At 65.4% G+C, this 24,942-nt stretch carries 24 protein-coding genes and 1 tRNA gene; 10 read left to right on the forward strand and 15 right to left on the reverse strand.

Annotated elements, in window-relative coordinates:
• The first annotated feature begins 70 nt into the window (after positions 1-70).
• Positions 71-147: transfer RNA gene (locus AC1DJT_RS04265), tRNA-Met, on the forward strand.
• 234 nt (positions 148-381) lie between these two features.
• Here the strand turns inward: AC1DJT_RS04265 and AC1DJT_RS04270 are convergent.
• A complete protein-coding gene (locus AC1DJT_RS04270; protein ID WP_476768740.1) occupies positions 382-993 on the reverse strand; it encodes a LysR family transcriptional regulator in 612 nt (203 codons plus the stop codon).
• 107 nt (positions 994-1,100) lie between these two features.
• Here AC1DJT_RS04270 and AC1DJT_RS04275 point away from each other — a divergent pair, with 107 nt between their 5' ends.
• Positions 1,101-1,430: a RidA family protein gene (locus tag AC1DJT_RS04275; RefSeq protein ID WP_441508160.1), complete on the forward strand. Its 330-nt coding sequence runs from the start codon at positions 1,101-1,103 to the stop codon at positions 1,428-1,430.
• Positions 1,431-1,526: 96 nt separating this feature from the next.
• Here the strand turns inward: AC1DJT_RS04275 and AC1DJT_RS04280 are convergent, their stop codons facing one another.
• The gene (locus AC1DJT_RS04280) at positions 1,527-4,625 is read right to left on the reverse strand and encodes a S8 family serine peptidase (RefSeq protein WP_476833598.1); all 3,099 of its coding nucleotides are present in this window, start codon (positions 4,623-4,625) and stop codon (positions 1,527-1,529) included.
• Between the two features lie 269 nt (positions 4,626-4,894).
• Here AC1DJT_RS04280 and AC1DJT_RS04285 point away from each other — a divergent pair, with 269 nt between their 5' ends.
• Both AC1DJT_RS04285 and AC1DJT_RS04290 read left to right on the forward strand, forming a co-directional pair.
• Complete coding sequence (locus AC1DJT_RS04285) at positions 4,895-5,884, forward strand: AraC-like ligand-binding domain-containing protein (RefSeq protein ID WP_441508162.1); 990 nt, start codon at positions 4,895-4,897, stop codon at positions 5,882-5,884.
• 308 nt (positions 5,885-6,192) lie between these two features.
• Entirely contained in the window at positions 6,193-7,038 is an 846-nt protein-coding gene (locus AC1DJT_RS04290; protein ID WP_476768743.1) for a carboxylesterase family protein, read from the forward strand.
• 76 nt (positions 7,039-7,114) lie between these two features.
• Here the strand turns inward: AC1DJT_RS04290 and AC1DJT_RS04295 are convergent, their stop codons facing one another.
• The 5 genes from AC1DJT_RS04295 to AC1DJT_RS04315 form a co-directional block, all read right to left on the reverse strand.
• A complete protein-coding gene (locus AC1DJT_RS04295) occupies positions 7,115-8,305 on the reverse strand; it encodes a M20 aminoacylase family protein (RefSeq protein ID WP_441508164.1) in 1,191 nt (396 codons plus the stop codon).
• 114 nt (positions 8,306-8,419) lie between these two features.
• Positions 8,420-9,199: an amino acid ABC transporter ATP-binding protein gene (locus AC1DJT_RS04300; RefSeq protein ID WP_441508165.1), complete on the reverse strand. Its 780-nt coding sequence runs from the start codon at positions 9,197-9,199 to the stop codon at positions 8,420-8,422.
• Positions 9,196-10,119, reverse strand: coding sequence for an amino acid ABC transporter permease (locus tag AC1DJT_RS04305; protein ID WP_476768744.1), 924 nt, complete (start codon positions 10,117-10,119; stop codon positions 9,196-9,198). The genes AC1DJT_RS04300 and AC1DJT_RS04305 overlap by 4 nt, the downstream gene beginning before the upstream one ends.
• Positions 10,116-11,006, reverse strand: a complete 891-nt coding sequence (locus AC1DJT_RS04310; protein ID WP_476833599.1) for an ABC transporter substrate-binding protein — start codon at positions 11,004-11,006, stop codon at positions 10,116-10,118. Before AC1DJT_RS04310 ends, AC1DJT_RS04305 begins: the two co-directional genes overlap by 4 nt.
• 76 nt (positions 11,007-11,082) lie before the next feature.
• Positions 11,083-12,045, reverse strand: coding sequence for a substrate-binding domain-containing protein (locus AC1DJT_RS04315; protein ID WP_441508168.1), 963 nt, complete (start codon positions 12,043-12,045; stop codon positions 11,083-11,085).
• Between the two features lie 98 nt (positions 12,046-12,143).
• Between AC1DJT_RS04315 and AC1DJT_RS04320 the strand changes: the two genes are divergently transcribed.
• Positions 12,144-13,469 (forward strand): aminotransferase-like domain-containing protein, encoded by a 1,326-nt coding sequence (locus AC1DJT_RS04320; RefSeq protein WP_476833600.1) that lies wholly within the window; start codon positions 12,144-12,146, stop codon positions 13,467-13,469.
• Between the two features lie 89 nt (positions 13,470-13,558).
• Positions 13,559-14,596, forward strand: coding sequence for a DmpA family aminopeptidase (locus AC1DJT_RS04325; protein ID WP_476833601.1), 1,038 nt, complete (start codon positions 13,559-13,561; stop codon positions 14,594-14,596).
• Between the two features lie 23 nt (positions 14,597-14,619).
• Here AC1DJT_RS04325 and rnk read toward each other — a convergent pair whose 3' ends face one another.
• Positions 14,620-15,048, reverse strand: a complete 429-nt coding sequence (rnk, locus tag AC1DJT_RS04330; RefSeq protein WP_476833602.1) for a nucleoside diphosphate kinase regulator — start codon at positions 15,046-15,048, stop codon at positions 14,620-14,622.
• A 559-nt stretch (positions 15,049-15,607) separates the two neighbouring features.
• Positions 15,608-16,513, reverse strand: coding sequence for a dihydrodipicolinate synthase family protein (locus AC1DJT_RS04335; protein ID WP_441508171.1), 906 nt, complete (start codon positions 16,511-16,513; stop codon positions 15,608-15,610).
• A 108-nt stretch (positions 16,514-16,621) separates the two neighbouring features.
• Between AC1DJT_RS04335 and AC1DJT_RS04340 the strand changes: the two genes are divergently transcribed.
• From AC1DJT_RS04340 to AC1DJT_RS04355, 4 genes are all read left to right on the forward strand, one after another.
• Positions 16,622-17,380, forward strand: a complete 759-nt coding sequence (locus AC1DJT_RS04340; RefSeq protein WP_476833603.1) for a FadR/GntR family transcriptional regulator — start codon at positions 16,622-16,624, stop codon at positions 17,378-17,380.
• A complete protein-coding gene (locus tag AC1DJT_RS04345) occupies positions 17,377-18,345 on the forward strand; it encodes a Bug family tripartite tricarboxylate transporter substrate binding protein (RefSeq protein ID WP_441508173.1) in 969 nt (322 codons plus the stop codon). The genes AC1DJT_RS04340 and AC1DJT_RS04345 overlap by 4 nt, the downstream gene beginning before the upstream one ends.
• A 102-nt stretch (positions 18,346-18,447) precedes the next feature.
• Positions 18,448-18,921 (forward strand): tripartite tricarboxylate transporter TctB family protein, encoded by a 474-nt coding sequence (locus tag AC1DJT_RS04350; protein WP_441508174.1) that lies wholly within the window; start codon positions 18,448-18,450, stop codon positions 18,919-18,921.
• A 37-nt stretch (positions 18,922-18,958) separates the two neighbouring features.
• The gene (locus AC1DJT_RS04355) at positions 18,959-20,440 is read left to right on the forward strand and encodes a tripartite tricarboxylate transporter permease (RefSeq protein WP_476833604.1); all 1,482 of its coding nucleotides are present in this window, start codon (positions 18,959-18,961) and stop codon (positions 20,438-20,440) included.
• A 106-nt stretch (positions 20,441-20,546) separates the two neighbouring features.
• Here AC1DJT_RS04355 and AC1DJT_RS04360 read toward each other — a convergent pair whose 3' ends face one another.
• Genes AC1DJT_RS04360 through AC1DJT_RS04385 form a run of 6 tightly spaced genes read right to left on the reverse strand, consistent with a single transcriptional unit; the run spans position 20,547 to position 24,864 of the window.
• Positions 20,547-20,834, reverse strand: coding sequence for a hypothetical protein (locus AC1DJT_RS04360; protein ID WP_476768747.1), 288 nt, complete (start codon positions 20,832-20,834; stop codon positions 20,547-20,549).
• An 8-nt stretch (positions 20,835-20,842) separates the two neighbouring features.
• On the reverse strand, positions 20,843-21,136 hold the full coding sequence (locus tag AC1DJT_RS04365) for a copper-binding protein (protein WP_476768748.1): 294 nt from the start codon (positions 21,134-21,136) through the stop codon (positions 20,843-20,845).
• A gap of 31 nt (positions 21,137-21,167) precedes the next feature.
• Positions 21,168-21,656 carry a cupredoxin domain-containing protein gene (locus AC1DJT_RS04370; protein ID WP_476768749.1) on the reverse strand — a complete coding sequence of 163 codons (489 nt, stop codon included), beginning with the start codon at positions 21,654-21,656 and terminating at the stop codon, positions 21,168-21,170.
• A gap of 32 nt (positions 21,657-21,688) precedes the next feature.
• Entirely contained in the window at positions 21,689-23,125 is a 1,437-nt protein-coding gene (locus AC1DJT_RS04375) for a multicopper oxidase family protein (protein ID WP_476833605.1), read from the reverse strand.
• 18 nt (positions 23,126-23,143) lie between these two features.
• On the reverse strand, positions 23,144-24,652 hold the full coding sequence (locus tag AC1DJT_RS04380; RefSeq protein ID WP_476833606.1) for a TolC family protein: 1,509 nt from the start codon (positions 24,650-24,652) through the stop codon (positions 23,144-23,146).
• The gene (locus AC1DJT_RS04385) at positions 24,649-24,864 is read right to left on the reverse strand and encodes a hypothetical protein (protein ID WP_441492393.1); all 216 of its coding nucleotides are present in this window, start codon (positions 24,862-24,864) and stop codon (positions 24,649-24,651) included. The genes AC1DJT_RS04380 and AC1DJT_RS04385 overlap by 4 nt, the downstream gene beginning before the upstream one ends.
• Between the last annotated feature and the right edge of the window lie 78 nt (positions 24,865-24,942).

Here is a 24,942-nt window from a genome sequence, read left to right on the forward strand (position 1 = left end):
CCCTCATCACAATCGCAAAACGCAAAACGCGGCGCTCGATGCTAAAACATCGGCGCCGCGTTCCCATTACCGCGGGGTGGAGCAGCCCGGTAGCTCGTCAGGCTCATAACCTGAAGGTCGTCAGTTCAAATCTGGCCCCCGCAACCAAATCAAATATCAAACCCCGTCTCACATAAGAGGCGGGGTTTTCTGCGTTCTGCGCTCAATCTCGCGCCACAGCGCCGCAAAGCACCGGTGAACTGCGGCGCTAAACGGCGGCTGAGGAGTCAGCATCGTGGCTGTATCGTCGGTCGCACTCGCTTTAACGCGCTGCGGCGAGCCCTGACATGGTCTCGCGAAACCAGCGATGCGCCGGGTCGTGGTCATAGGATCGATGCCAGATCATGGCGACGTCTGATCGTTGGTGGTGTGGAGGCGGCGCCGCTTGTGGTGATTAGAGCCTTCAGTGAGAAGGCCCGCGGCACGCAGATGCAGGCGGTGCCCGTCGAGCAGCTCGAGAATGGTGAAACGGTCGATCGCGCGAACCTGAATGCGCACTCTGGGCGCGATTGACGCCAGCAGTGCCATCAGCCGCGGCAGGAGCGGCACTTCAACACTGTCGGGCATCCCCAGCAGAAAGACGCGCTCGGGCTGAAGCGGATCGAAACTCTCTCCCTGAAGCAGCGTCCCCTGGATCATCGACAGCGCTTCGCGGATCGGCCCGGCAAGCCGCAGGGCGCCTGGGGCCGGCCTGATCCCAACGGGAGCGCGGATGAACAGATCGTCCCTGAACAGCCTGCGCAATCGGTTGAGCACATGGCTCATGGAAGGTCGGCCTATGCCAATGCACTTGGCCGCGCGCGTGACACTGCCTTCAGACAGAAGCGCATCAAAAGCGGGCAGCAGATTGAGGTCGAGTCTGCTCAGATTGATGTGATCTATTGCATTGGTTGACCCTAGAGCTCTATCGCTGAAAGGCGATCGCAACCCTTGGGCACGCCACCGGCCCGCCACGCGGGACGGCTTCCCAATTTCTGGAAGGGGACAGGAAATGTCGATCGAACAGGGCATCAAGCAGCGTGGGCTGCAGCTGCCCGCCGTGAAGACCCGGGCGGCGACCTATGTGCGCGGGGGGCGAGGTCCCGACCGGAAAGGTCGGCGCAGGCGTCTCGACTGAACAGGCCGCGGAGCATGCGCGCCTCGTCGGCCTGCAGCAGCGTGCGATCCTTCTGGAAGAGCTCGGTTCGCTCGATCGGATCCGACGCGTCGTGAAGATTCTCGGCATGGTGAATGCGGTGCGTGAATTCACTGAGCATTCGAAGGTCATCAATGGCTACTCGGACCTCTTCGTCGAGATTTTTGGCGAGCGGCATGCCCGCTCCGCAATCGGCGTCGGCAGCCTCCCGTTCGGAATCACCGTCGAGATCGAAGCCATCGTCGAGGTGACATAGGTTGCCCTGATCTACGCCAAGCTCGCGTTCAGCGCGGCTCCCCGGCGGGAACCGCACTCCGATTGCCCTCTCCCGTGAGCCCAGGCCGCTCCGACCTCACCAGCGGGTCCTGGCCTCAAGCGAAAAGCGGTGGCTTGTCGCGCCGCGACGGAACTCGCCGTCATAGGAGCCTGTCACATCGACCTTGGGCGCGATCGCCCCCGAGAGGCTTGCTCCAATCACGGCTCCGTCACGTGAGGCCCGAGGGGTGCGGACTGCAAACGCGGTGCCCAGAAGGCCCGCTCGCTGGATCGCGACGTTGTCCGCCAGCTCATGAGACCAATAGGCCTTGAGGTCAAAACGCAGCCGCTCATCGGAGGTAAGGGGAGTCGCCAGCCGGCCGCCGACCAATGTGCGGGTCGAGGTCTGGCTTTCGCCGCGCAGTGTCAGCGCGAACGCGCCGGCCTGGCTTTCCGTCAGCCCGCCCTGGCGGAAATGATTCAGGCTGAGCCCGGCCTCGGGCGAGAGTTCAAGACCGGAGATGGAAGCAAGGCCATATCCGGCGATCAGATGCCCGAAGACGCCGTAGCCATCCGTCTCGCCATGGGCGACGCGCTGGACGTGACTGAGCTGGATCGTCCGGCGGTTCTCGGTCTTGCCATAGGTCCCGCCCAGCGCGCCGCGCAGGGTCAGATCGCCGAGGCGCGTGCGGCCATAGGCCGAGATGCTGTAGCTGTCGACGGTCACCCGGCCCGCGGCATCGGTCTTGGGATCGCCGTTCGAGCGCGCGTATCCGACGGCACCGCCGATCAGGCTCGTACTGAACACGGAACGTTCGACGCCGAGCAGGGCTCCGGCCACGCCGAAATCCGTGCCGGGCCCGGACCTGTCGCTGCCAGTGCGCCCGAAGCCATAGAGAGCCTGTCCCCAAACCACGCCGTCTCGTCCGGGCTGGAGCGCGGCTGCCTGTTGCCTCGGACGCGCGGCCGCGGATTTGCCCAGGCTCGCATACCCAGCCTCGCCCGGGTTCGGGGCCTGGCCGGGGAGGGCAGAGCTCCCGGCAGTCAGACGCTGGTCGAGGGCCGAATCGACCATGCGTTGCGCCGTGATCATAGCCATCCTGGCGTCGGCGTAGCTCTGTCCCGATAACGAGCCCAGCGCTGGCGCGAGCGCGCCCGGCGCGGTGGTATAGAGCGCGTCGAACACCTCCTGCCGGCCGGCATCGGGGCGTATTCCGGCAGCGGGACGCGTGCTGTCGAGGGCCTGGGCGACGGCCCAGGCGTTGCCGCCGAGACCTGAGAGAGCTGCGTAGGAGCCGGGCGTCACGATCAATGAGAGGCCGTCGGCGCGGTAGAGGGCATCGAAGCGGGCATTGCCGGGCAAGCCGCTTGCCGGCTGGTCAAGCCCGGTGAAGCTGCCGCTCAATCCGCCCGCTGCAGCGAGAATGCCGAAGGAGGAACCGACCGCAGGCGTGAACTGATTGGACGCGTTGCCGGAGATGCCGCGCAGGACCGGCACAAGACGTCCATTGGCGGCGACGCTACCGGCCGAGCTCGTCGTCACCAACCGTGAATAGTTGCCAGTGCCGTTGCGGGTTCCGGAGCCGTCGATATCAAGCACGAACCGACTGGTGCTGCCGAAGGCGACCGGCCCCTTGACGAAGAGCGTTCCCGGCGAATTGCCAGGCATGACGGTGCCGGCACTGAACAGGCCGGCCTCGATGAGGCCCGTGCCACGCAGGGTTCCACCCTGGCCGACCGATACGGCCGAGGTCACGGATCCGTTCAGGGCGAGCGTGCCGCCGATCACCGAGGTGCCGCCGGCATAGCTGTTGCGACCCGACAGTTCGAGGCGGCCATCGCCGCGTTTCACCAGCCCGCCGGCGCCGGAAATGTCATTGGCGAAGGAGCCGGAATAGCCCTTCGTGTCGACATCGAAGGTCTGCAGGAATTGCCCGKGGCCGCGAACCGCCTTGCCGGCATTGAGGAGACCCCAGCCATAGATCTCGGGGGAGCCGAGATCTGTCGCGGTGGTCAGGATCGACTGGACCACCTGCGGCGCGGTCATGAACGGAAAGGCTTCGCGGACCAGTGCTGCGGTGCCCGCGACATGCGGCGCGGCCATCGAGGTGCCGCTCGACAGATTATAGGGTTGCGTCGGACTCAGACCCTTGTCAGCCGGGACTGTCGAAAGGATGTTGACGCCGGGCGCCGCGAGGCACCAGGCTGCTGCAATCCCGCAATAGTTGCTGAAGGAGGCGATCTTGCGATCACGGTCCACGGCGACGACGGCAATCGTGTAGGGCTGGAGATCGGAATAATCGAGCTTGCTCGCATCGACCTGGTCCCCGGCATTGTCGAGGACGACATAGAGGTTCTTATTGTCGTTCCCTGGCCGGATCGCCGGATAGAATGCCGCGCCGGTGGGGTTGCGCGCGATGACCGGCTGATCCTCCCGCTCGTTGCCGGCGGCGAAGACCATGACCATGTCGGAGGCGCCGGCCTGCCGGATGGCCGCAACTTCCGCCGCCGTGCCGACCTGCTGGTAGGGCTGGATCGGGAACAGCTGATAGTCCGGGTTGGGACTGCCGTCGGGAAGCGTGGGTGAKGGATAGGACGGACCATAGCTGCCGTTGAGGACCTTCGCGCCGACTTCGCTCGCATAGCGGATCGCGGCTGGAATATCCCCTCCCGGCCCTCGCACGACGGCGCGCAGGGCAAGAATCTCGGCATTATAGGCAACACCCTGCATTCCGACCCCGTCCCTGGCCGCGGCGATGGTTCCGGCGACATGGGTGCCATGGGCGGTCGGGTCGCGGTCGACGATATCCGCGGGGTCGGGGCGGTCGAGCCCGAAGTTCCGCGACAGCGGCGAAATCCGCCCCGCAAACTCCGGATGAGTCGGATCGATGCCGCTGTCGACAACCGCGACCAGCACGCCCTTGCCGGTGAGCCCCAGCGCATAGGCGTCGGCAGCACCGATCTGGGCCAGCCCATAACTGGCATTGTACTCCGGCGTGACAAAGCTTGCGGCGGGCGGCAGCAGCGCCAGGGCGCGCGGCAGCATGCGGGCGGGCCGGCCGGCGAACGCATCTGGCAAGGCCGCGATCTCTTGCGCGGAGATCACCGTTGGCGCGAGCGCGAGGAGGAAGCCCGAAGCAGTCGTGGCGAGGAGGGAGGAGCGAAGACGGGTGGATCGCGTTGCGGCAAACGGCATGGGCAGGTCTCGAGGCAGGCATCCGCTCAGGCGGATCGATCACAGGTCCGTAACATGAGGCTGGAATGGTCGAGAGAGGTCGAAGCCGGCATGGCGTCCCAATCAACCGCGTTGCCGTGCCAAAGCCATGAACCAGGTCGAAGGCGGCTGAAATCAGTCTCTTGACGATCGGTCACTCGTTCGGTGTTTAGGAGGCATTGCATGGGGCGTGTCGTGCCACAGCCGGCCGCAGGCGCCGCGCAGCAGCGTCGAGAAAACGGGGCGTAGGGGTGAGCGAGCAGGACTGCGATTCCCAGCGGATGTTCGGCCGGTGGCGCGAGGAAATCGCACCGGTTTTCGACGTCCAGCCTCTCTCCGGCGACTGGCGCTCCACCTTCCGGGGAGACATCCGCCGCCATCATCTCGGTGTCGCCCTTGTCGGAGAGGTGATGACAAGCGCCCAGCGCTACGAGCGCTCGGAGGGGCTGATCGGCGCCGTTGGCGTCGACCACCTGCTGATCCAGCTCTACCAGTCCGGCCATACGACGCTGGATATCGACGGCAAGGAGATGCGAGCCGGCCCGTCCGACGTCCTGATCCTCGACCTGTCGCGTCCCATGCGGTCGCATGCCAGCGACATGCGGGCAATCAACCTTGTTCTCCCCCGCGCCTTGCTCGGGCTCGACGCCGACGCAATCGACAGAGCCCATGGCACGGTGCTGTCGGGCCGGGAGGCGCTGGGCAGGCTCGCGGGAGACCATCTGCAGGCCCTGCTGAGGGCAGCGCAGGAGCTCGGCCCTCGCGAGGCACCCGGCCTTCTCAAGGCCAGCGCGAATCTCCTCGCAGCCTGCCTTGCGCCTTCGTTGATGCGCGACCAGGACGCTCCATCCACGCTGACGGCCACGCTGGCGACGATGTGCCGCTTCATCGACCGCCATATCGCTGACCCGGCGCTCGATGCGGCCATGCTTTGCTGCGCCTTCGGGCTGTCACGCTCGGCGCTGTACCGCCTGTTCGCGCCACTGGGCGGGGTTTCGGACTATATCCGCCGGCGCAGGCTGGAGCGCGCGCGTCTCGCGCTGAACGGAGCGTCGCTCGAACGAGGCGGCATCGGCAAACTCGCGCGCAGGTTCGGCTTTTCCAGCGACGATGCTTTTTCGCGCGCCTTCAAGGCCCGGTTCGGGGTCGCGCCCCGCGAGGCCGCCCAGATCCGTGTCCTCGCACCGGCCGAGCCCGGCGACGACAGTCTGGAGGCCTGGCTACGACGCCTGGACTGGTAGTCACTGACGGTATTTGCGGCCCCGCCAGTGGTCGGTGCGAACGAGCTGATCTGCATCCGGAAGTCCTGAGCCGTCGCGAGGCGTGRGACCTTCGCAGGCGAGGTTGAGCCGCATTCGCCGGCTGAGCCGCGAAACGATCTAGGGTCGCTCGCCCTCGACAATCCACAAAGCGGCCCGAAGGCCAATTGCCTGCCCTGAGCCCAAAGAAAATCTATCAGCTCGGCAGAGATTTGACCGTTTGTGAAGCGTCAGACGACGGCAGATGAAGAGGCGGTGAACCCTGAGATTTCGCAACCGATGAGGACACGATGCGCCGATCGCTCAATCTTGCCGCGACGCTGCTTGCGGCATTCACCATAGCCGGATCCGGGGCTCTAGGCGGCGAAATCAGGGAAGATCGGCGCATCTCCCAGCCATCGCCGGCGCAGTTGGCCGCGGTCGAGTCCCTCGTCAAAATGCCAATTGATCTATTCCAGCCGAGCGTCTTCGCCGCTCCCAACGGGCATAGCATTCCCTATCGTCTGCTTTCGCCGGCCGCTCAAAGCCAAGCGAAATTGCCGCTTGTCATCGCGCTGCATGCATCGGGCGGGGTGGGCACCGACAATGTCAGCCAGGTCGGGCCCTTCATCCGGAGCTGGGCCGCTCCCGCGATTGCCCGTGAATTTCCGGCATATGTCGTCGTGCCGCAATTTCCGACGCGCAGCGCGAACTATGCTGGCGACGGCAGTAATCGGGTTGCAAAACCGAGCGATCAGCTTGCTGACGTTCTGGCGTTGGTCGAGGATTTGAAACGGCGCCTGCCGGTTGATCCGCAGCGGGTCTACCTGGTCGGGTTCTCGATGGGGGCGTCGGCGGCGATCATTGCCGCGGCAACGAAGCCCAAGACGTTCGCGGGCGTTGTCGCATTCTCGGGAGTTCCGCCGCAGCGCAGCCTGGCGCAACAAGCGGCGAAGGTCCCGTTCCTGATCGTCCATGGAACGGCCGACCGCGAGAATCCGTATGCCGCATCGAGATCATGGGCCGATGCGTTGGCCAGGGCCGGCGGTTCGCCCATGTTCGTGACCTATGACGGGATGGACCATAAAGTCAGCCCGGACCAGTTCTTGGCGCCGGAATGGCGCACTTGGCTCTTCAGCCAGCGCGCGCCACGATAGCGTCGCGCCGCAAGTTGCTCCGGTGGAGCCTAGGGCAACTATGGGGCGGCATCCGGAAAGCCGACAGGGCCCGGCTTTATCCGTTGGCCTGCAGATAGCGCTCGACGAGACGGGCCCACAGCGCGGCGCCGACGGTCAGGCTGTCATCGGCAAAATCATACTGCGCACTGTGGAGGATCGGTGAGTTGAGGCCATTGCCGAGGCGCAGGAAACTTCCTGGCCTGTGCTCGAGGAAATAGGCGAAGTCCTCGCTGCCTGGGATGAGATGGCAGGTCGCTACCTTGTCGGCGCCGACCAGCTCCTCGGCGACCATGCGCGCGAAGGCCGTCTCGGCTTCGGCGTTGACCACGACAGGATAGCCGCGCTCGTAGTCGATCTCGATCGACGCGCCGTGGCCTTCCGCGACCGAGCGGGCGAGCCTGACGACGCGCTCCTCCAGCAGGTCGCGGATCTTCGGCTCGAAGGAGCGTACGCTGAGCGCCAGCCTGGCCTCTTCAGGGATGACGTTGACGGCCTGGCCCGCATGGATAGTGCCGACCGTGACGACAGCCGTCTGTGTCGGGTCGATATTGCGTGAGACGACAGTCTGCAGCGCGACCACGAGATGGCAGGCGACCACGACCGGGTCGATGGTCAGATGCGGGCGCGAGGCATGGCCGCCCTTGCCCCTGATCGTGATGGTGACCGTGTCGGCGGCGGCCATCATCGGGCCGGATCGCAGCAGGATCGTGCCCTCCGGCGCGCCGGGATGATTGTGCAATCCGAAGATCGCATCGAAGGGGAAGCGCTCGAACAGCCCGTCGGCAATCATCGCCTGGGCGCCGCTGATCTTGCCTGCCTCCTCGGCCGGCTGGAAGATCAGCGTCACCGTGCCGTCGAAGCGGCGCGTGCGGGCAAGGTATTCGGCCGTGCCGAGCAGGACGGCGGTGTGCCCGTCATGGCCGCAGGCATGCATCTTGCCGGGCTGGAGGCTGGCATAGGGAAGGCCGGTCTCTTCGGTGATCGGCAGCGCGTCCATGTCGGCGCGGATCGCGATGCTGCCCGCCCCGGTGCCGCTGCTGAGGCGCGCCACGACACCATGGCCGCCGACGTTGCGGGTCACCTCGTAACCCCAGGCCGTGAGCTTGTCGGCGACATAGCGCGCGGTTTCGGCCTCCTCGTGGGAGAGTTCCGGGTTGGCGTGAAGGTAACGGCGGGTCGCCCTGAGATCGGCCTCCATGGCCTCGAAATCGGAGACGCGGGCGAAGCTGTTGTCGAGCGCGGACATGATCTATCTCGGTCTTTGCGGATGCGACCCGGCACTGGCCGGACTACGGCGGCTACTGCACCGGCCCGAACAGTGGATCGGCGTCTTCGGGAATGCCGATGCGAGCACGGAAGGTTAGAGGAAGCGCGACAGGAAGGCCTGGGTGCGCGGATGGCGCGGATTGTCCATCACCTCCTCCGGCCGGCCCATTTCGACGATCTTGCCGCCATCCATGAACACGACCCGGTCGGCGGCCTCGCGCGCGAAGCCGATTTCGTGGGTCACCACGATCATGGTGAGGCCCTGCCGGGCGAGATCGCGCATCGTCGTCAGGACTTCGCCCACCAGTTCGGGGTCGAGCGCCGATGTCGGCTCGTCGAACAGCATCAATTTTGGCTTGATCGCCAGGGCGCGGGCGATGGCGACGCGCTGCTGCTGGCCGCCGGAGAGCTGGCGCGGATAGCTTGCCGCCTTGTCGGAGAGGCCGACCCGATCAAGCAGGTCGAGCGCCCCCGTCGTCGCGTCCCTGCGGTTCATGCCATGGACGCCGATCGGCGCCTCGATGACATTCTCCAGCGCCGTCATATGCGGGTAGAGATTGAACTGCTGGAAGACCATGCCGATCTTGCGGCGCTGGCGCGCGATGCCGTTGCCCGTGAGCTTCTGCAGCCGGCCGTTGCGCATCCGGTAGCCGATCTGCTCGCCATCCACCTCGATGAAGCCCCGGTTGATGGCTTCGAGATGGTTGATGCAGCGCAGGAAGGTCGACTTGCCCGAACCCGAAGGCCCGAGGATGACGACGACCTCGCCCGGCATCACGTCGAGGTCGATGCCTTTGAGCACCTCGAGATGGTCGAAGGACTTGTGGATGTCGCGCGCCCTGACGAGCGGCGTGGTCGCTGCAGCGGCGGTCAATGGCTTGCCTCCTGCACGGCTGGCAGCGGAGCAGCCGCGCCGTCGCGGCGTTCGCCGCGGCTGTAATAGGCCTCGATATAGCTCTGGCCGACATTGAGGATCGAGGTGATCAGCAGGTACCAGAGGACCGCAACCAGCAGCATCGGGATGATCTCGAAGGTGCGGTTGTAGATCGACTGAACCGAGTAGAGCAGATCGGCCATGGCGATGACGCTGACGAGCGAGGTCGCCTTGATCATGCTGATGAGCTGGTTTCCGGTCGGCGGTACGATCGAGCGCATGGCTTGGGGAATGATGATCCGCCGCAATGCCCGGCCCTTGGTCATGCCGAAGGCCTCGGCGGTCTCGGCCTGGCCGCGATCGACCGAAAGCAGGCCGCCACGGATGATCTCCGCCATATAGGCCGCTTCGTTCAGCGCGAGGCCGACGATGGCGGCGGTGACCGGGGTGATGACCGAGTTGGTTTCCCAACTCGCCAGGTTCGGCCCGAACGGGATTGCGAGCGAGATCTGGGGGAACAGCGTCGAGAGATTGTACCAGAAGATCAACTGCACGAGCAGCGGCGTGCCACGGAAGAACCAGATGAACAGCGACGCGGAGGAGCTCGCGAGAGTGTCCTTCGACAACCGCGCGATTGCGAGCACGAGCCCGAGCGCGGTGCCGATTACCATAGCGACGACCGTCAATCCGAGGCTGACCGAGAGGCCATTGAGCACGGTGCGGTCGAAGAAATAGGCGGCGACGACCGGCCAGCCGAAATTTTCGTTCCTCGCGACGATCAGGCCGAAATCGACGACGATTATGGCCGTGACCGCCCAGAGGATCAGGCGTGCGATCGGGAAGGGGGCGTGCGCATTGACCACGTCCCTCGGGTCGGCGCCGCCCGAGGGTGGCGCTGTCATCGCGGGCTCGCCGCTCATTTCGGCAGGGCCCCGCCCAGATTGAGGCCGGGCTCCTTGAGCATGTTATTCTCGAGCCCCCATTTCTTCATGATCGCGGCATAGGTGCCGTTATCGATCAGGATCTTGACGGCATCGCGCAGAACCGGGCCGAGCGGCGAGCCCTTGGGGACCACAGCGCCCTGATAGAGATCCTCAAACCCGTTGCGTGCACCGACGCCGGTGAGTTCAAGCTGGCCGTTGGCCTGCGCGACGAAATAGGTGAGGGGCGCCTGCGACGAGAAGAAGGCATCGGCGCGCTTGGAGCGGACCGACAGGATAGAGCTCGGCTGATCGGAATAGGACTGCACCTCGATGGGGCTCTTGCCGTCCGCCTTGCACTTCTCTGCCTGGACCTGGATGACGCGCTCGGCCGAGCCGCCGGCCATGACGGCGATGCGGTTGCCGCAGGCGGTGTCGAGCGAGGTGATGCCCTTGGGATTGCCCTTCTGCACCGCGAAGACGACGAATTCCTGGACCCAGTCGACGAAGTCGTTGGCTTCCTGCCGGCTCTTGAAATCACCGACCGGGCCAAAGGCGAACTGGTAGCGCCCGGCATTCACGCCGGCGAGCAGGGCAGGCAGGCCTCCCACCGTCGCATGCTMGATCGTGACGCCCAGGACCTGACCGATGGCATCGGTGAGGTCGGAGCTGGCGCCGCTCATCTCGGTGCCGGTGACGATCTCGTAGGGCGGGAAGGAGCCGTTATTGACCGAAATCATCTTGCCCTTGCTGCGCAGCGTCTCAGGCAGGCGCGCCCGCAGCTCCTCGTTGACCGTCTGCTTCGCGATCGTGCCCTGCTGGGCCAGCGCGGATCCGGCCAGCGTCAATCCGGCGAAGGCGACGGAGGCAATCAATCTGAAATACATGGTGCTACTCCCCATTCTTGTCTGAACTTGCAGGCCGGGCGGTGGCGCCGGCCTGTCGCAACGCTTCTCGGGCGTGTCAGCGGGTGCGCGCTTGCCGCGGGAAAAGCTCGGCCGGTGTCAGCAGGCGCGGCAGGATCTTCTGCTCATGGAGCTCGGTCGCGAAATCGGCGATCATGACTTCGTTCTCGGCGAAACCGCTCGCGCTCCACGAAGAGGGCAGATCGCGGGCGCAACGGCGCAGCTCGTCGAACATCCAGGGTGTCGTATCGGCGTATTTCTCGCGCTTCTCGAGCCAGAGCCGCTGCGACTCGTCGATCAACGCACTGAGCTCGTCCATGATCCAGGGGTGGTCGCGGACGAATTCGGCTTTGAAGCCGATCAGGTGCATGCCCGGGATGTAGCCGACCTCGTGGAAATAGGTGGTCTCCGCCGCCCGGAAATCCTCGAGCACCTGACGGAACGGCGAGGCCGGATCGAAGAAGCCCTTGGGCATGAAGGGAGTGAAGACGGCATCGAGCCCGCCATCCCGCAGGAGATCCACCATCGGGCGCTCACCCGGAGCAGCCTCGATCCGACCGGGACGACCGAAGCCGTCGAGGCGGTCGGTGATCGGGTGAGCCTCGGTCAGGCGCCCGGCATACCACATAGCGTCCTCGACGCCGACGCCTTCGCGGCGCACGGCGGCGCGGGTCCAGGTGTTGCCGGAATCGCGCCAGCCTGTGACGCCGATCTTCTTGCCGGCAAGGTCGGCGAGCGTGCGGATCGAGCTGTCCTTGGTCGTCACGATGCAGCGATGACGAAAGCCGCGCATGATGAAGTTCGGCATGCCGACGATCGTGTCGTTGCCGTCATGGCGCAGCTGGGCATAGCGGCTGAATGACAGCTCTGCGGCATCGTAAGCTTCGTCGGTGGCCAGATCGCCGACCAGTGTGCCGACGCGATCGACCTGGATCTTCAGCCGGGGCGAGGAGACGTCGCCAAGAACGAGCGGGGTCATATAGTCCCAATCGCGGAGTGCAAGGCGCAGCGTCACAGCCATGTTGGCAACTCTGAAAAGCTCTCGACAGGCCAAGTGCTAAATGTTCAAAAATAACTGCGCAAATGTTATTATGTTATTGAACATTAAATGGCCGGCAGATGAACAGCTCGATCAGCGCCGACTGGCTCGCAAGAACGATCGTTGATCGCAGCATCCGGGGCATCGCCCTGGAGACCAGCGCGCTGATCAGGGCGGGGGCGCTGCCTGTCGGGGCGCGGCTGCCGGCGATCCGCGACATCGCCTACGAAATGAAGGTCAGTCCGGCGACGATCTCCGAGGCCTGGAGCGAATTGCGCCGCCAGAAGWTCATTCGCGGCCGGGGGCGCAACGGCACCTGGGTCAGTGGGGACCGCTTCATCGCCCAGCCGGAACGGCTGGCGAGCTCCGGCGACTACGGTGCCGGCGTGCTGAACCTGTCGCTGGCAATTCCCGACACAGCCCTGCTGCCACCGCTCGCAGAGGCGCTGGCCCATGGCGCAACGGTCGACAAGCTCAACAGCTATGAACGGAGCCGGGTCGTACCGGAACTGCGCGAGGCGGCCGAAGCGCGCTGGCCCTATCGGCCGGAAGCATTCCTCGCCACCAATGGCGGCTACAATGCCGTCTACAATACCCTGCGGGCCCTTGTGGCGCCGGGCTCGGCCGTCGCGATCGAGCATCCGACGGCCATGCGGCTGCTCGACATCCTCGAGGATCTTGGCGTCAGGATCGTGCCTGTGGCCTGCGACGAGCACGGCCCCCTGCCGGCCTCGCTCCGCGCCGCGGCGCAGGAGCGGCTTGCTGCATTCGTGTTCCAGCCAAGACTGCACTCGGTTACGGGGCAGACGGTCAGTGCTGAACGGCTCGCGCTGATCGGCGACATCCTTGCTGAGAGCGATGCGCTGATCATCGAGGATGACGGCGTGGCCGACATCTCGGAGGCACCGCCCGCGTCACTCGGCGTGCGCTTTCCGGAGCGCACCATCCATATCGTCTCTTATTCGAAGACCCTCGGGCCCGATCTGCGGCTCGCGGTGCTGTCGAGTTCGGCTGCGATCGTCGAACAGGTCCAGTCCTATCGGGCCTTCAGCGCGGGCTGGACGAGCCGCCTGCTCCAGGGCGCAACCTCCTGGCTGCTGCGTGACGAGGCGAGTCGGGATATCGTGGCGAAGGCTCGCATCATCTACAAGCAGCGGCGCGACAGGCTCGCTGCGGCGCTGGCCGCGCGCGGCATCCACACCGCGCCCGGAAGCGGCCTTTGCCTGTGGGTTCCGATCATCTCGGAGCCCTTCGCGATGGTGACGCTCGCCGCGCGCAACATCGCGGTCAATCCCGGCAGCAAGTTCTCGGTCCTGCCCAGTGCCCATATCCGCGTCGCGACCGCGACCCTAACCGATCGCTACGAGGAAGTGGCCGATGCGATCGCTCTCGCCCGGTCCCCCTGATCGCGGGAACGGAGCTGCGTTCCAGTGCTGGCGGATGCCGGGGTTTGCGCTATAGCCGGGAGCATCGTCAGCCAGCCGGATTGCCGCCCATGCCTGCCCGCGCCCGTTCCCTTGGTTTGATCTGCGGCTCGCTGCCGCCCGGCCCGCTCAATGCGATTACCGATGTTGCCGGCGTCCGTGTCGGCCACAGGACCATTCGCKACGGGGATATCCAGACCGGGTTCACGGCCATCCTGCCCMATGGCGACGATCTGTTCCGCGAGAAGCTGCGCGCCGGTGTCGATGTCATCAACGGCTTTGGCAAGAGTGCCGGGCTGGTGCAGGTCTCCGAACTCGGCCAGATCGAAACCCCGCTTCTGCTGGGAAACACATTGTCGGTCGGAACTGGCTTCAATGCCCTCGTCACGCGCGCGCTCGCGGCCAATCCCGACATTGGCCGGACGACCGGAACGGTCAATCCGGTCGTGCTCGAGTGCAATGACGGTTTTCTCTCAGACATTCGGGCGCGCGTTCTGAGCGAGAGCGACGCCTTCGCGGCACTTGATGCTGCTATGGCAGGCCCGGTCGAGGAGGGCGCCGTCGGCGGCGGGACCGGCATGAGCGCCTTTGGTTTCAAGGGCGGCATCGGCACGGCCTCGCGCCTGCTCAGGCTGGACGGCAGGGATTATACGCTCGGCGTGCTGGTTCAGGCCAATTTTGGCAATGCGGGAGATCTGGTTCTGCCTGATGGCCGCCGGCCCGTTCCGCCMGCCATGCCGCACGCGGCCGCGCCCGAGCGTGGGTCCGTCATCATCGTGGTGGCGACCGATATCCCGATGGAATCGCGGCAGCTGACGCGCGTTGCCAGGCGGTGCGGTGCGGGGCTGGCGCGGCTCGGCGCATTCTGGGGCAATGGCAGCGGCGATATCGCGCTGGCCTTCAGCACGGCCGGCCGCATCAGCCATCATGAACGCGCCGATCTCGCGCCGATGGTCGTGCTCAACGAGAATCGAATCGATCTGCCGTTTCGCGCGGCCGCCGAGGCGACCCAGGAGGCCGTCCTCAACGCCATGCTCGCCGCGCCGGCGGTGGCGGGGCGAGACGGTCATGCGAGGCCTTCGCTCGCCGACGTTCTCGCCCGCTCCTGAGGGCTCGCTGTCGCCCGCCGCAATCAGGCCGGTTGGGGCGCGCCATCGGCTGGATCGCGGACGGCCTGAACCGTCAKACGCTTCACGTCGCCGCTGCGCGTCGTCCAGTTGATGGATTGGCCGACCGAGAGGCCGATCAGAGCGGTCCCGATCGGGGTCAGGATCGAGATCTTGCCCTGGGCGATGTCGGCCTCGGGCGGATAGACCAGGGTCACGGTGGTGGTCTTGCCCGTGACCTCGTCCTGGAACAGCACTTCGCTGCCCATGCGCACGGCGTCGGCGAGCTGGCGCCCCTTGGCGAGAACGCGGGCGCGCGCCACTTCGTCGGCGAGTTCCGCTGCGACATCGGGAAAGGTGTTGGTCGCGGCAATCGCGAGCTGGGTGAGCTTCTCGTGATCGATTGCGGTCAAGGTGATACGGGGCTTTGCCCCGCCGGAGGTCCGGTTGGTCATGTGAACGTCGTCCTGAATGATTGCGCACCCGTGGGCAGCGCGTAGCAGTGGAAGATTGCGCGCAGGCGAGCTTGCACGATGCCGGACAATGGCGTCGGGGGGGCTCTCTGCCTTCGGCAGACGCTTTCGTCGCTTGCGCTGATGGTGGATGTGCGGGGCGTTGCCCGCGTCGACCTTAAGTCCGGAATGATGCCGATTCGGCGCCGGAACGCCGACCGMCCCGAACCCKAGGCGCGCGGCGCGACGAATCCGGGGCTAGTTGCCCGCGATCAGGTTACCTGCCCGGTGCAGGCCGCGACGGAAATTGGAGAAGCGCGCCATCATGTCTCATGACTTAGGCTCGCTGCCCGAATTGTCAAATCACAAGCCTGCCGGAAGGCTGCGATCGCGGAGCGCAACGCTGGCCTGAAACGCGGGGCAAGGCTGGCGGTCCGACTTCCGTCCGGGCCCGATCATGACGCTCGATCATCAGACCGGATGGTATCCAGGCCGATGATCCAACGTGTTGTGTTTGCAGCGGCTTTCCCTAAAGCCGCGATCCACTGTTGGGACCGCTGCCTTAGGCCGCAGCGCTGTAGGGGCCGAGCTGCGCGGCGTGCCGCCGCACGAGTTCCAAACCGAATTCCGTCGGGCGCAGAGCGGGGGACCGGTCGTGAATGGCAAGACCGGCGCGCTCGCCGAAGAGGCGCTTGCCGTAGCAGAGCAGGCTCTCGATCGACTGCATGATGAAGACGATTGCAGGCGAGACGTCGCGATAGGCGGCCTCCGCGCTGGGCTCGTCTCCAGCCATGAAGTGGTTATAGGCGCGTAGCGCGTGATCGATCGTGTCGGGGGCCAGGATCATGCCCGCACAGCCGGCGCGCAGGTTGTCGACCAGTTCGAGGCCGCCGCGACCGTTGAAGACGGGAAGCCGCCCTTCCGTGGTCGTGATCAGCTGCCGAATGTCCACGGCTGGGCCTTCACCCTTGATCAGGCTGATATTCGGATGGCGCGACACCAGTTCGCGGATGTCTTCGGCCGAGAGGCCGCGCCCCATATAGGCTGGTGCATTCTGGATCGCGACGGGCAGGGARGTCGCGTCAGCGACCCGGCCGAAGAAGCGGATATATTCAGCCGCTCCAAAACTGCCGACCATCGGCGGCTGCAGGATGACCCAGTCGGCCTTCGCAGTCTCGGCTGCCCTGACCTGCTCGATCTGTTCCGCGACGGACGAACCGTAGATCGTGAAGGCGAGCGGCACGCGTCCGGCAGTGTCCTCGGAAACCCATTCCATTAGCGCCAGGCGCTCGGACTGGGTCAGTTTGGACACTTCGGTGGCGAGGCCGAGCGCGGCAATGCCGTGCACGCCCAGCGCAAGGCAGAGCTCCGTCTGGCGGCGCATCGCTGCCCGGTCAAGCCTCTCCTGCTCGTCGAACAAGGCGTAGACCATGGCATGAATGCCGGCGAAAGGCGGCGCGAAGCCCATCTCATATCCTCACGGTAGCGTGTCGTTTCGAAGATCAGATGTTAAACATCAGATGAATGGTTGCAAGCGAAACCCGAGCGTGGCAATTTCATGAAAATGGAGGGTCGAATGTCCCAGGCTCATGGCATGCGGAAAGGCGCGAAGCCCGGAAAGATCGGCGCGATGGTCTCCGCGCTCGGCGCTGCGATCGTGCGCGGCGAGATCGCGCCGGGGGCGGTACTGCCTCCCGAGCACGAACTGGAGGCGCATTACCGGGTTGGCCGCAGCGTCGTCCGCGAGGCGATGAAGACGCTGACCGCGAAGGGGTTGGTGAGCGTCCGCCCGCGCCACGGCACGCATGTTCGTCCGGCCCAGGACTGGATGCTGCTCGACAGCGATGTCCTGGGATGGGTGCGGAACAGCGGGGGGCTCGACCGCAGCCTGTTGCTCGCATTGGAGGAAACCCGCGCGATCATCGAGCCGGCAGCGGCTGCCCTCGCGGCGCAGCGCGCAACGCCTGAGGATGTCTGGCGGATCAATGCCGCGCTTGCGGCGATGGACGACGGCCAGTTCGACCCGCAGGCAGCGATTGCGGCGGACAAGGCCTTTCACCTCGCGATTCTCGAGGCGACGCATAACCCGGTGCTGCGCAGCTTTCGCGGCGCAATCGATGCGATCCTGAGCGCCATCTTCGACATCACCGTGGGCGTCTTCACCGGCAACCTGCCGAACCATGCCGCCGTTGCGCGTGCGATCGAGGCCCGCGACGCAAAACAGGCGCGCGAAGCCATGKAAGTCCTGCTTGGTTACACCTACGGGCACCTGCTCTCGGACGGCGCAATAACGCCGCCGGATCTCAAGAAATCCACCCTTGGAGAAACGCCATGACATTCAAGAGCCTGATGCTCGCCGCAGCGATGACGGCGACGAGCCTTTCCGCGTCCGCCGCCTGGCCGGAGCGGCCAGTCACCCTGATCGTGCCCTGGGCCGCCGGCGGCGGCACCGATGCGGTTGCCCGCATCCTTGCGGCGGGGCTGGAGAAGGAGCTCGGCAAGCCGGTCAATGTCGTCAACCGCACCGGTGGCGGCGGCGTCGTCGGCCATACCGAGATCGTCAATGCCAAGCCGGACGGTTACACGATCGGTCTGGCCACCGCCGAGGTGACGACCTTCTACTGGTCGAACACCGCACCCTTCACCTATGAGAAGCTGACGCCGCTGGCGCTGGTGAACTTCGATTCCGCCGCGTTCAACGTCGCGTCCAACAGCCCCTGGGCCAATCTGCGCGCGGCGCTGGACGACATCCGCAAGCAGCCGGTCGGCCATTTCAAGATGTCGGGCATGGCGGCAGGAGCCGCCTATCACCTCGCTTTTGCCGGGCTGCTGCAGCTCGAGGGCATCGACCCGAAGAGCGTCGTCGTCGTGCCGAGCCAGGGTGCGGCGCCTGGTTTCCAGGAGCTGGCTTCCGGCGGCGTGCAGATCGTTCCGTCATCGCTGCCCGAGGGCAAGCCGATGATCGATGCCGGCCGCGTCAAGTCGCTGGCCGTGCTTTCGAAGGAGAAGATCTCGGCCTTCCCGTCGGTGCCGACGGTCAAGGACGCGATCGGCAAGGACTATGAGGGTGGTACCTGGCGCGGCCTTGCGGCTCCCGCCAATCTGCCGGCCGAAGTCACGGCACGTCTTGTCGAGGCGACCGACAAGGTGGCGAATTCCGACAGCTACAAGAGCTTCCTGGCCGAGCGCGGCTTTGGCTATGCCTTCGCCAAGGGGCCGGCCTTCGGCAGCTTCCTCGTCGAGCAGCACAAGCGCAATGGCGAGATCATGGGCGCGCTCGGCCTGCGCCTGCGMCAGTAGCGCCAGCCCAATCCAGCCCGGCCCCGCGCCGGAGCATGACGCGGCGCTGGCTTGCCCGCGCCGCGTCCACCCCATCGTGTCCTTCGCGCCGGGCAGGTCTCCATGAAATTCAACGATCTCTTCGCCGGGCTGGTGTTCCTCGGGCTGGCCGCGCTCGTCGCGACGGCGTCCTGGCATCTGCCGAACCCTTCGCAGCAACCGCTGGGCCCCTCGGCCTTCCCGCTGATCCTGTCCGGATTGCTGGCGCTTTGCGCTGCGATCCTCGGGGTCAATGGCGCTCGCGCGGTCGACCGCGGCCCGATGCTGGCCCTGGCCGACTGGGCACGCAGCCCTGCGGCGTTGATGAAGCTCGCGCTCGTGCCGGCTGTAGTGCTGTTCTACCTCTGGTTCTCGGAGGTATTGGGCTTCCTCATCACGGCACCGCTGATCCTCGTCGTGCTGTTCATGGCGGGTGGGGTCCGGCCGGGCCCGGCCCTCGCGCTCTCCCTGCTCGCGGCGCTTGCGATGCATTCGATCTTCTATCTCGGTCTCGGCGTGCAGCTGCCGTGGGGGCCCCTCGAACCGATCCGCTGGTGAGGCTGCCAGGCTCGATGCCTATGTCACCGCGCTGGGGATGGTGCTCGATCCCTATGTGCTCGCTGTCATCACCGCCTCGGCCATTTACGGCCTCATTGTCGGATGCATTCCCGGCCTGTCCGCCACGATGGCGACAGCGCTTCTGGTGCCGCTGACCTTCTTCATGCCGCCCGTCCCGGCCATCGCCGCGATCGTCACGACCAGTACGATGGCAATCTTTTCCGGCGATATTCCGGGCTGCCTGCTGCGCATTCCCGGCACGCCGGCCTCGGCGGCCTATGTCGACGATTCCTACCAGATGACGCTGCGGGGCGAGCCTGAGCTGGCGCTCGGCATCGGGCTCTGGTTCTCGGTTCTCGGTGGCCTGTTCGGAACCGCGGTGATGATGGCGGCGTCCCCGGCCATCGCCGATTTCGCGCTTGGCTTCGGCTCGGTCGAGTTCTTCTGGATCGTGATGCTCGGTCTCGGCGGGGCAGTCTTCATTGGCTCTTCGACGCCGCTCAAGGCCTGTATCGCATTGCTGATCGGCCTGATGATCTCGCTTGTCGGCATGAACAATCCGGCCGGCCAGCCGCGCTTCACCTTCGACAACACCGAGATGCTCGGCGGTGTCTCGCTGATCCCGATGATGGTCGGCATGTTCGCCTGCTCGGAGGTGATGCGCCACATGATCTCGGACGGAAGCGCGCCGCAGATCGTCATCAAGAAGATGGGGCCGATCTTCGCCAATATGTGGCGGCTGACCAAGCAATACCCGTGGCAGCTTGTTCGCGGCAGCGCGCTCGGGACCGTCGTCGGTATCCAGCCGGGCAGCGGCGCCGACATGGCGGCCTGGATGTCCTATGCGATGAGCAAGCGCTTCTCGAAGACGCCCGAGAAATTCGGCACGGGTCACCCCGAAGGGCTGATCGAGGCAGGAGCCTCCAATAACAGCTCGCTTGCGGGCGCCTGGATTCCGGCTCTCGTCTTCGGCATTCCCGGCGACTCGATCACCGCGATCGCCATCGGTGTCCTGATGATGAAGAACATGGCGCCGGGGCCGACGATCTTCGTCAACAATCCCGAGAACGTCTACGCGCTGTTTCTCGTCTTCGTCATCGCCAACCTGCTGATGCTGCCGCTCGGCTGGGCGATCATCAAGGTGGCCTCGCGGGTGCTGCATGTGCCCCGCAAGATCCTGATGCCGATCATCCTGCTCTTCGCCATCGTCGGCTCCTACGCGATCAACAACTCGCTCTTCGATGTCGGGCTGATGCTGGCCTTCGGTGCCCTTGCCTTCGTGCTCGAGGAGAACGGCTTTCCGGTTGCGCCGGTCATCCTCGGCGTGGTGCTCGGCCCGCTGCTGGAGGAGTATTTCATCAACTCGATGATCAAGTCCGACGGCAGCCTGATCGGCCTGGTCAATCGACCGATCGCGGCGGTGCTTGCGGCGGTGACGGTCGGGATCATTGCCTGGACCATCGTCGCCTCGCTGCGGGCGCCGAAGCATCCGGCAAGGCCGATGCCGCAGGACCTGTGAACGCCGCTTGAAGCCAAAAGGAAGGCCGGCAGCGATGATTGCGCTGCCGGCCTTCTTTCCATTGTGCGCTTTCCCCTGCGCGGACCGTCGGCAAGGGGCTCATTGGCTACCTGTCTCGCTCGTCCTCCGACGAGGGGCTGCTTGCTGTGCAACGACCAGCGATGCAGACCAGTTCGATCACCTTATGCTCGGTACTGAGGCAGTTCGCCCGGTAGATGACGATCTTGCCCTGATCGGGCAGCCTGATGACCTTGGCGTTGGCACAACCGGATTCGAGCAGGGCGCGTTGCAGGTCACCGTCGCTTGCGGCGCCAGGGGATGGAGCGGATAAGACGAGGGCAGCGAGTGCCGCGAAGAACCGATCGCGCCCGCCGCCCGCCGAGATGCGGGCCACCGCTGCGCTTACTTCGCCTTCTGCAGCGAGGTGACGGTGATCTGACCGTTGACGCGCTCGGCGGTGAACTTGACCTTTTCGCCGGCCTTCAACTCCTTGAGCATGGCCGGGTCGGCGGCCTTGAACACCATCGTCATGCCGTCCATGTCGAGGTTCTTGATCGGGCCGTGATCAAGCGTGATCTTGCCCTGGGCCATATCGACCTTCTTGACCGTCGCGCTCACCGGAGCTGCGTCCTGCGCCAGGGCCGCGCCAGCAAGGCTGCCGCTGACAAGTGCGATCGTGAGAAGTCTGCGCATCATGGTCTCCATCGTGATGTGAGGGTTGCCGCGGTCACTTGACGGTGATGGTGCCGGTCATTCCGGCTTCGCGGTGGCCGGGGATCAGGCACGAGAAATCGAACTGCCCGGCCTTGGTGAACTGCCAGACGATCTCCCCGGTCTTCTTGGGGGAGAGGCGCTTGGCGTTCGGATCGTCATGCTCCATGTCGGGGTTCTTCTGCATCTCGACGGCGTGCTTGAGGTTCTCCTCGAGCGTCGCCACGACCAACTCGTGATCGAGCTCGCCATTGTTGCGCAGCTGGAAGCGGATCTGTTCACCGCGCCGGACCTCGATCCTGTCCGGGATGAACTGCATCTTGCCCTCACGCTCGGCCATGGCGATCTGGATCAGCCGGGCCGGCTTCTTGGGATCGCCCGGCTTGCCATAGGCGGTCTCGTCGCCATGGCCGTGCCCGGCTCCGCCAGGACCGGCCAGCGCTGCCGCGGCGGAGAACATGACGGCCACCGCCGCCAAGCCGAGTTTCGTGAAGTGCTTTGACATGGTTCCTCTCCCGAAGGGGTGTCGATGGACGCTCAGTGGTTGGAATGGCCGCCGGCCTTGGCCGCGGGCACCGGCTTGCCATCCGGGCCGAGTCGGGGTTTGCGCGGATCCTTCACGCGCCAGTCGGCTGATTGCCCGCCGCTGTCGGGCGCAGTCGCACGGGGTGCCTCGGTCAGCTTGGCGCCCTTGTATTCGTAGGCGACGGTACCTTCCGGGTGCTTGAACCAGCCGGGGTCCTTGTAGTCGTTCTTGGCGAGGCCCTCGCGGACCTTCACGACCGAGAACATGCCGCCMATTTCAACCGGGCCGAACTGCGCAAAACCCGTCATCATCGGCAGAGTGTTGTTCGGCAGGGGCATTTCCATCGCGCCCATCTCGCCCATGCCGTTGGAGCCCATCGGCATATAGCCCGGCGCGATCTTGGCGATCCGCTTGGCAATGTCCTTCTTGCCGACGCCGATATAGGTTTTCACCGAGTGGCCCATGGCATTCATGGTGTGGTGCGACTTGTGGCAATGGATCGCCCAGTCGCCGAGCTCGTCGGCGACGAAGTCGAAGGCGCGCATCTGGCCCACCGCGACATCGATCGAGACCTCGTCCCAGGCGGCCGCTGGATCGACCCAGCCGCCATCCGTGCAGGAGACCTTGAACTCGTAGCCGTGCATGTGGATCGGATGGTTCGTCATCGTCAGATTGCCGAAGCGGATGCGCACCTTGTCGTTCTTCGCCACGACGAAAGGATCGATCCCCGGGAAGACCCGGCTGTTCCAGCACCACAGGTTGAAGTCGAGCATCGTGTTGACCTTCGGCACATAGGAGCCGGCCTCGATGTCGAAGGCATTGAGCAGGAAGACGAAATCACGGGCGACGCGGCGGAAGGCCGGGTCCTTGGGATGAACGACGAAGAAGCCCATCATGCCCATCGCCATCTGGACCATTTCGTCCGAATGGGGGTGGTACATGTAGGTGCCGGAGCGCCGCAGCAGGAACTCGTAGACATAGGTCTTGCCGGGCGGGATATGCGGCTGGTTCAGCCCGCCGACGCCATCCATGCCGTTGGGCAGGCGCTGGCCATGCCAATGGATMGTCGTGTTCTCGGGCAGCTTGTTGGTGACGAAGATGCGGACCTTGTCGCCCTCCACCGCCTCGATGGTGGGGCCCGGCGACTGGCCGTTATAGCCCCAGAGATAGGCCTTCATGCCCGGCGCGAGCTCGCGCTCGACMGGTTCGGCGACGAGATGGAACTCCTTCCAGTCGCCGTTCATCCGCCAGGGCAGGGTCCAGCCGTTCAAAGTGGCGACCGGCTGGTAATCCGGCCCGCTGGTTGGAACCAGTGGTGCCTGGGTCGAGGCGTCCGTCATGGTCGGCGCCTCGGGGACCGAAGCGAAGGCGGTGCGGCCGGAGACGGCTGTCGCACCGGCAAGGACGAGGCCGGACGAGCCGATGAAGCCTCTGCGTGACATGGTCATGGTGTCGTTCCTTGCTCGCTAATGGCCTGCGCCGCCGCCGTCGCCACCGGTGCTCGCGGCGGCGGTCGCTCCACCGCCACCGGTGCCGCCACCGCCGATCACGACGTGCTTGAGGTCGGTATGGGCGATCCAGAAATCGCGGCGCGCATTGATCRCGGCGACATTCGACAGGATGCGCCCGCGCGCATCGGTGATGAGCTGCGTCACATCGACGAGCATGCCGTTATAGTGCAGCAGCGACTCGTCCTGGATGATCTTGCGCAGCGGCAGGACGTTGTTCTGGTATTGCCGGGCGATGTCATAGGTGGCGCGATAGCTGGTATAGGCTTCGCGCGCTTCCGAGCGGATATTGACGGCCTTCTCGGCAAGCTTGTTGGCGGCCTGCATATAGTTCTGCTCGGCCCGGACCACGCGCGACTGTCCGAAATCATAGATCGGGATCTCGATCTCGAGTTCGAGCGTGGTGCTGCGCTTCGACTCCCGCTCGACGTCACCATCGGCCAGGGCCCTGCGCCCACGGTCATAGGTGCGCCGGCCGAGCAGATCGACGTCGTTGACGAAGCGGGTTGCGTTGGTGAGGCCCAGCGACTTCGCCAGCGCGTCGAGATCGCCGCGGGCGATCTGCAGATCGATCCGCTTGCGCAAGGCCTCGGCTTCGATCGCCTTGGCACTCTGGATTTGCGGAAGGGGCGCAAGATTGGCGGGGATCTGGAACTTCAGCTCGTCGCCCCACAGGCCAAGCAGCCGCACGAGGCGTTCGCGCTCCTGGCGCTGCAGCAGGCGTGCCTGGCCGAGCTGGGCGCCGAGCTCGGCGTCGAAGGCGAATTCGCGGGCCTGATCGAGCTTGTTGATGCCGCCGGACTCGCCGAGCCGCTTGAACAGCTCGGAGGCGGCGTCGGTGGAGTTCTTGGCCTGCTCGAAGAAGCCGACCTGCGCATTGGCGGCGACGGCCCGGTAATACTGCCGGCGCGTTTCGGCTGCCAGCTTCAGCACGGATTCGGCGGCGCGCAACTGGGCGGTCTGGAATGTCTCGCGGGCGATTGCGGCGCGCGCCGGTAATGTCGCAAGCGCGAAGAGGCTGCCTGCGACCTGGCGCTCGATCTCCAGTTCAAATCGTCCTGAAAGCTTGGAGATGCCAAAGCGGGGATTGGGCGGCAGGCTCGCCGCGACCATCTGCGCCTCGGCAATGCCGAGATCATTGAAGGCGGCTTGCAGGCCGCGATTGTTAAGCAGCGCGATCTGCACCGCGGAATCGGCCGTCAGCGGTTTCCTCAGCAGCTGGTCGACGCGAGCCTTGGCGCTGATCGCCACCMCRGCATCATTGATCTTGACCACGTCCTTCTTCAGCTCGCTGAAGGCGAGATTCTGCGCCGGGCCGATGCCGCCATCGGCGGAGAAGGTCGCGCAACCGCCAAGGAGCGCGGCCATGCCGGCGACAAGGGCGAGGCGGGAAACAGACGGGAAGCGCATGATCGACCGGAAAGGGATGGACGCAGGCGTGGCCACAGTGATCGGTCCTTCGGTCATGGCTGCGGTCCAACGCGCCGATTGAGTTCACGCCAGTCCTTCGGCTCGGCCGGGCGCAGCACGGTGCTGCCGGCAGTGACGCTCTGATAGGCAGGGGCGGGGACGTTCACGTTCGGATCGGCCGGACGTGCGAGATAGTCAGGCAGCGGTTTGCCGGCGCAGGCGCCGAGCACGATCGCAAGGGTTGCGAGGAGGAGTGGTCTTGCAATCATTGCGATTCGGCGTCTCCAGCGGCGTGGTGACGTCTGACTAGCAACGGMGCTCCGGCCGCGTCCGTTACAAATTGTTGC

This window comes from Allobosea sp. 05T422_2, assembly GCF_056396265.1.

Excerpts from the sequence above, each read along its gene's own strand:
- AC1DJT_RS04275 (WP_441508160.1), top strand. The coding sequence starts at position 1,101 with ATGTGCGCGGGGGGCGAGGTCCCGACCGGAAAGGTCGGCGCAGGCGTC.
- AC1DJT_RS04290 (WP_476768743.1), top strand. The coding sequence starts at position 6,193 with ATGCGCCGATCGCTCAATCTTGCCGCGACGCTGCTTGCGGCATTCACC.
- AC1DJT_RS04295 (WP_441508164.1), bottom strand. The coding sequence starts at position 8,305 with ATGTCCGCGCTCGACAACAGCTTCGCCCGCGTCTCCGATTTCGAGGCC.
- AC1DJT_RS04305 (WP_476768744.1), bottom strand. The coding sequence starts at position 10,119 with ATGAGCGGCGAGCCCGCGATGACAGCGCCACCCTCGGGCGGCGCCGAC.
- AC1DJT_RS04315 (WP_441508168.1), bottom strand. The coding sequence starts at position 12,045 with ATGGCTGTGACGCTGCGCCTTGCACTCCGCGATTGGGACTATATGACC.
- AC1DJT_RS04350 (WP_441508174.1), top strand. The coding sequence starts at position 18,448 with ATGAAATTCAACGATCTCTTCGCCGGGCTGGTGTTCCTCGGGCTGGCC.
- AC1DJT_RS04355 (WP_476833604.1), top strand. The coding sequence starts at position 18,959 with ATGGTGCTCGATCCCTATGTGCTCGCTGTCATCACCGCCTCGGCCATT.
- AC1DJT_RS04365 (WP_476768748.1), bottom strand. The coding sequence starts at position 21,136 with ATGATGCGCAGACTTCTCACGATCGCACTTGTCAGCGGCAGCCTTGCT.
- AC1DJT_RS04370 (WP_476768749.1), bottom strand. The coding sequence starts at position 21,656 with ATGTCAAAGCACTTCACGAAACTCGGCTTGGCGGCGGTGGCCGTCATG.
- AC1DJT_RS04385 (WP_441492393.1), bottom strand. The coding sequence starts at position 24,864 with ATGATTGCAAGACCACTCCTCCTCGCAACCCTTGCGATCGTGCTCGGC.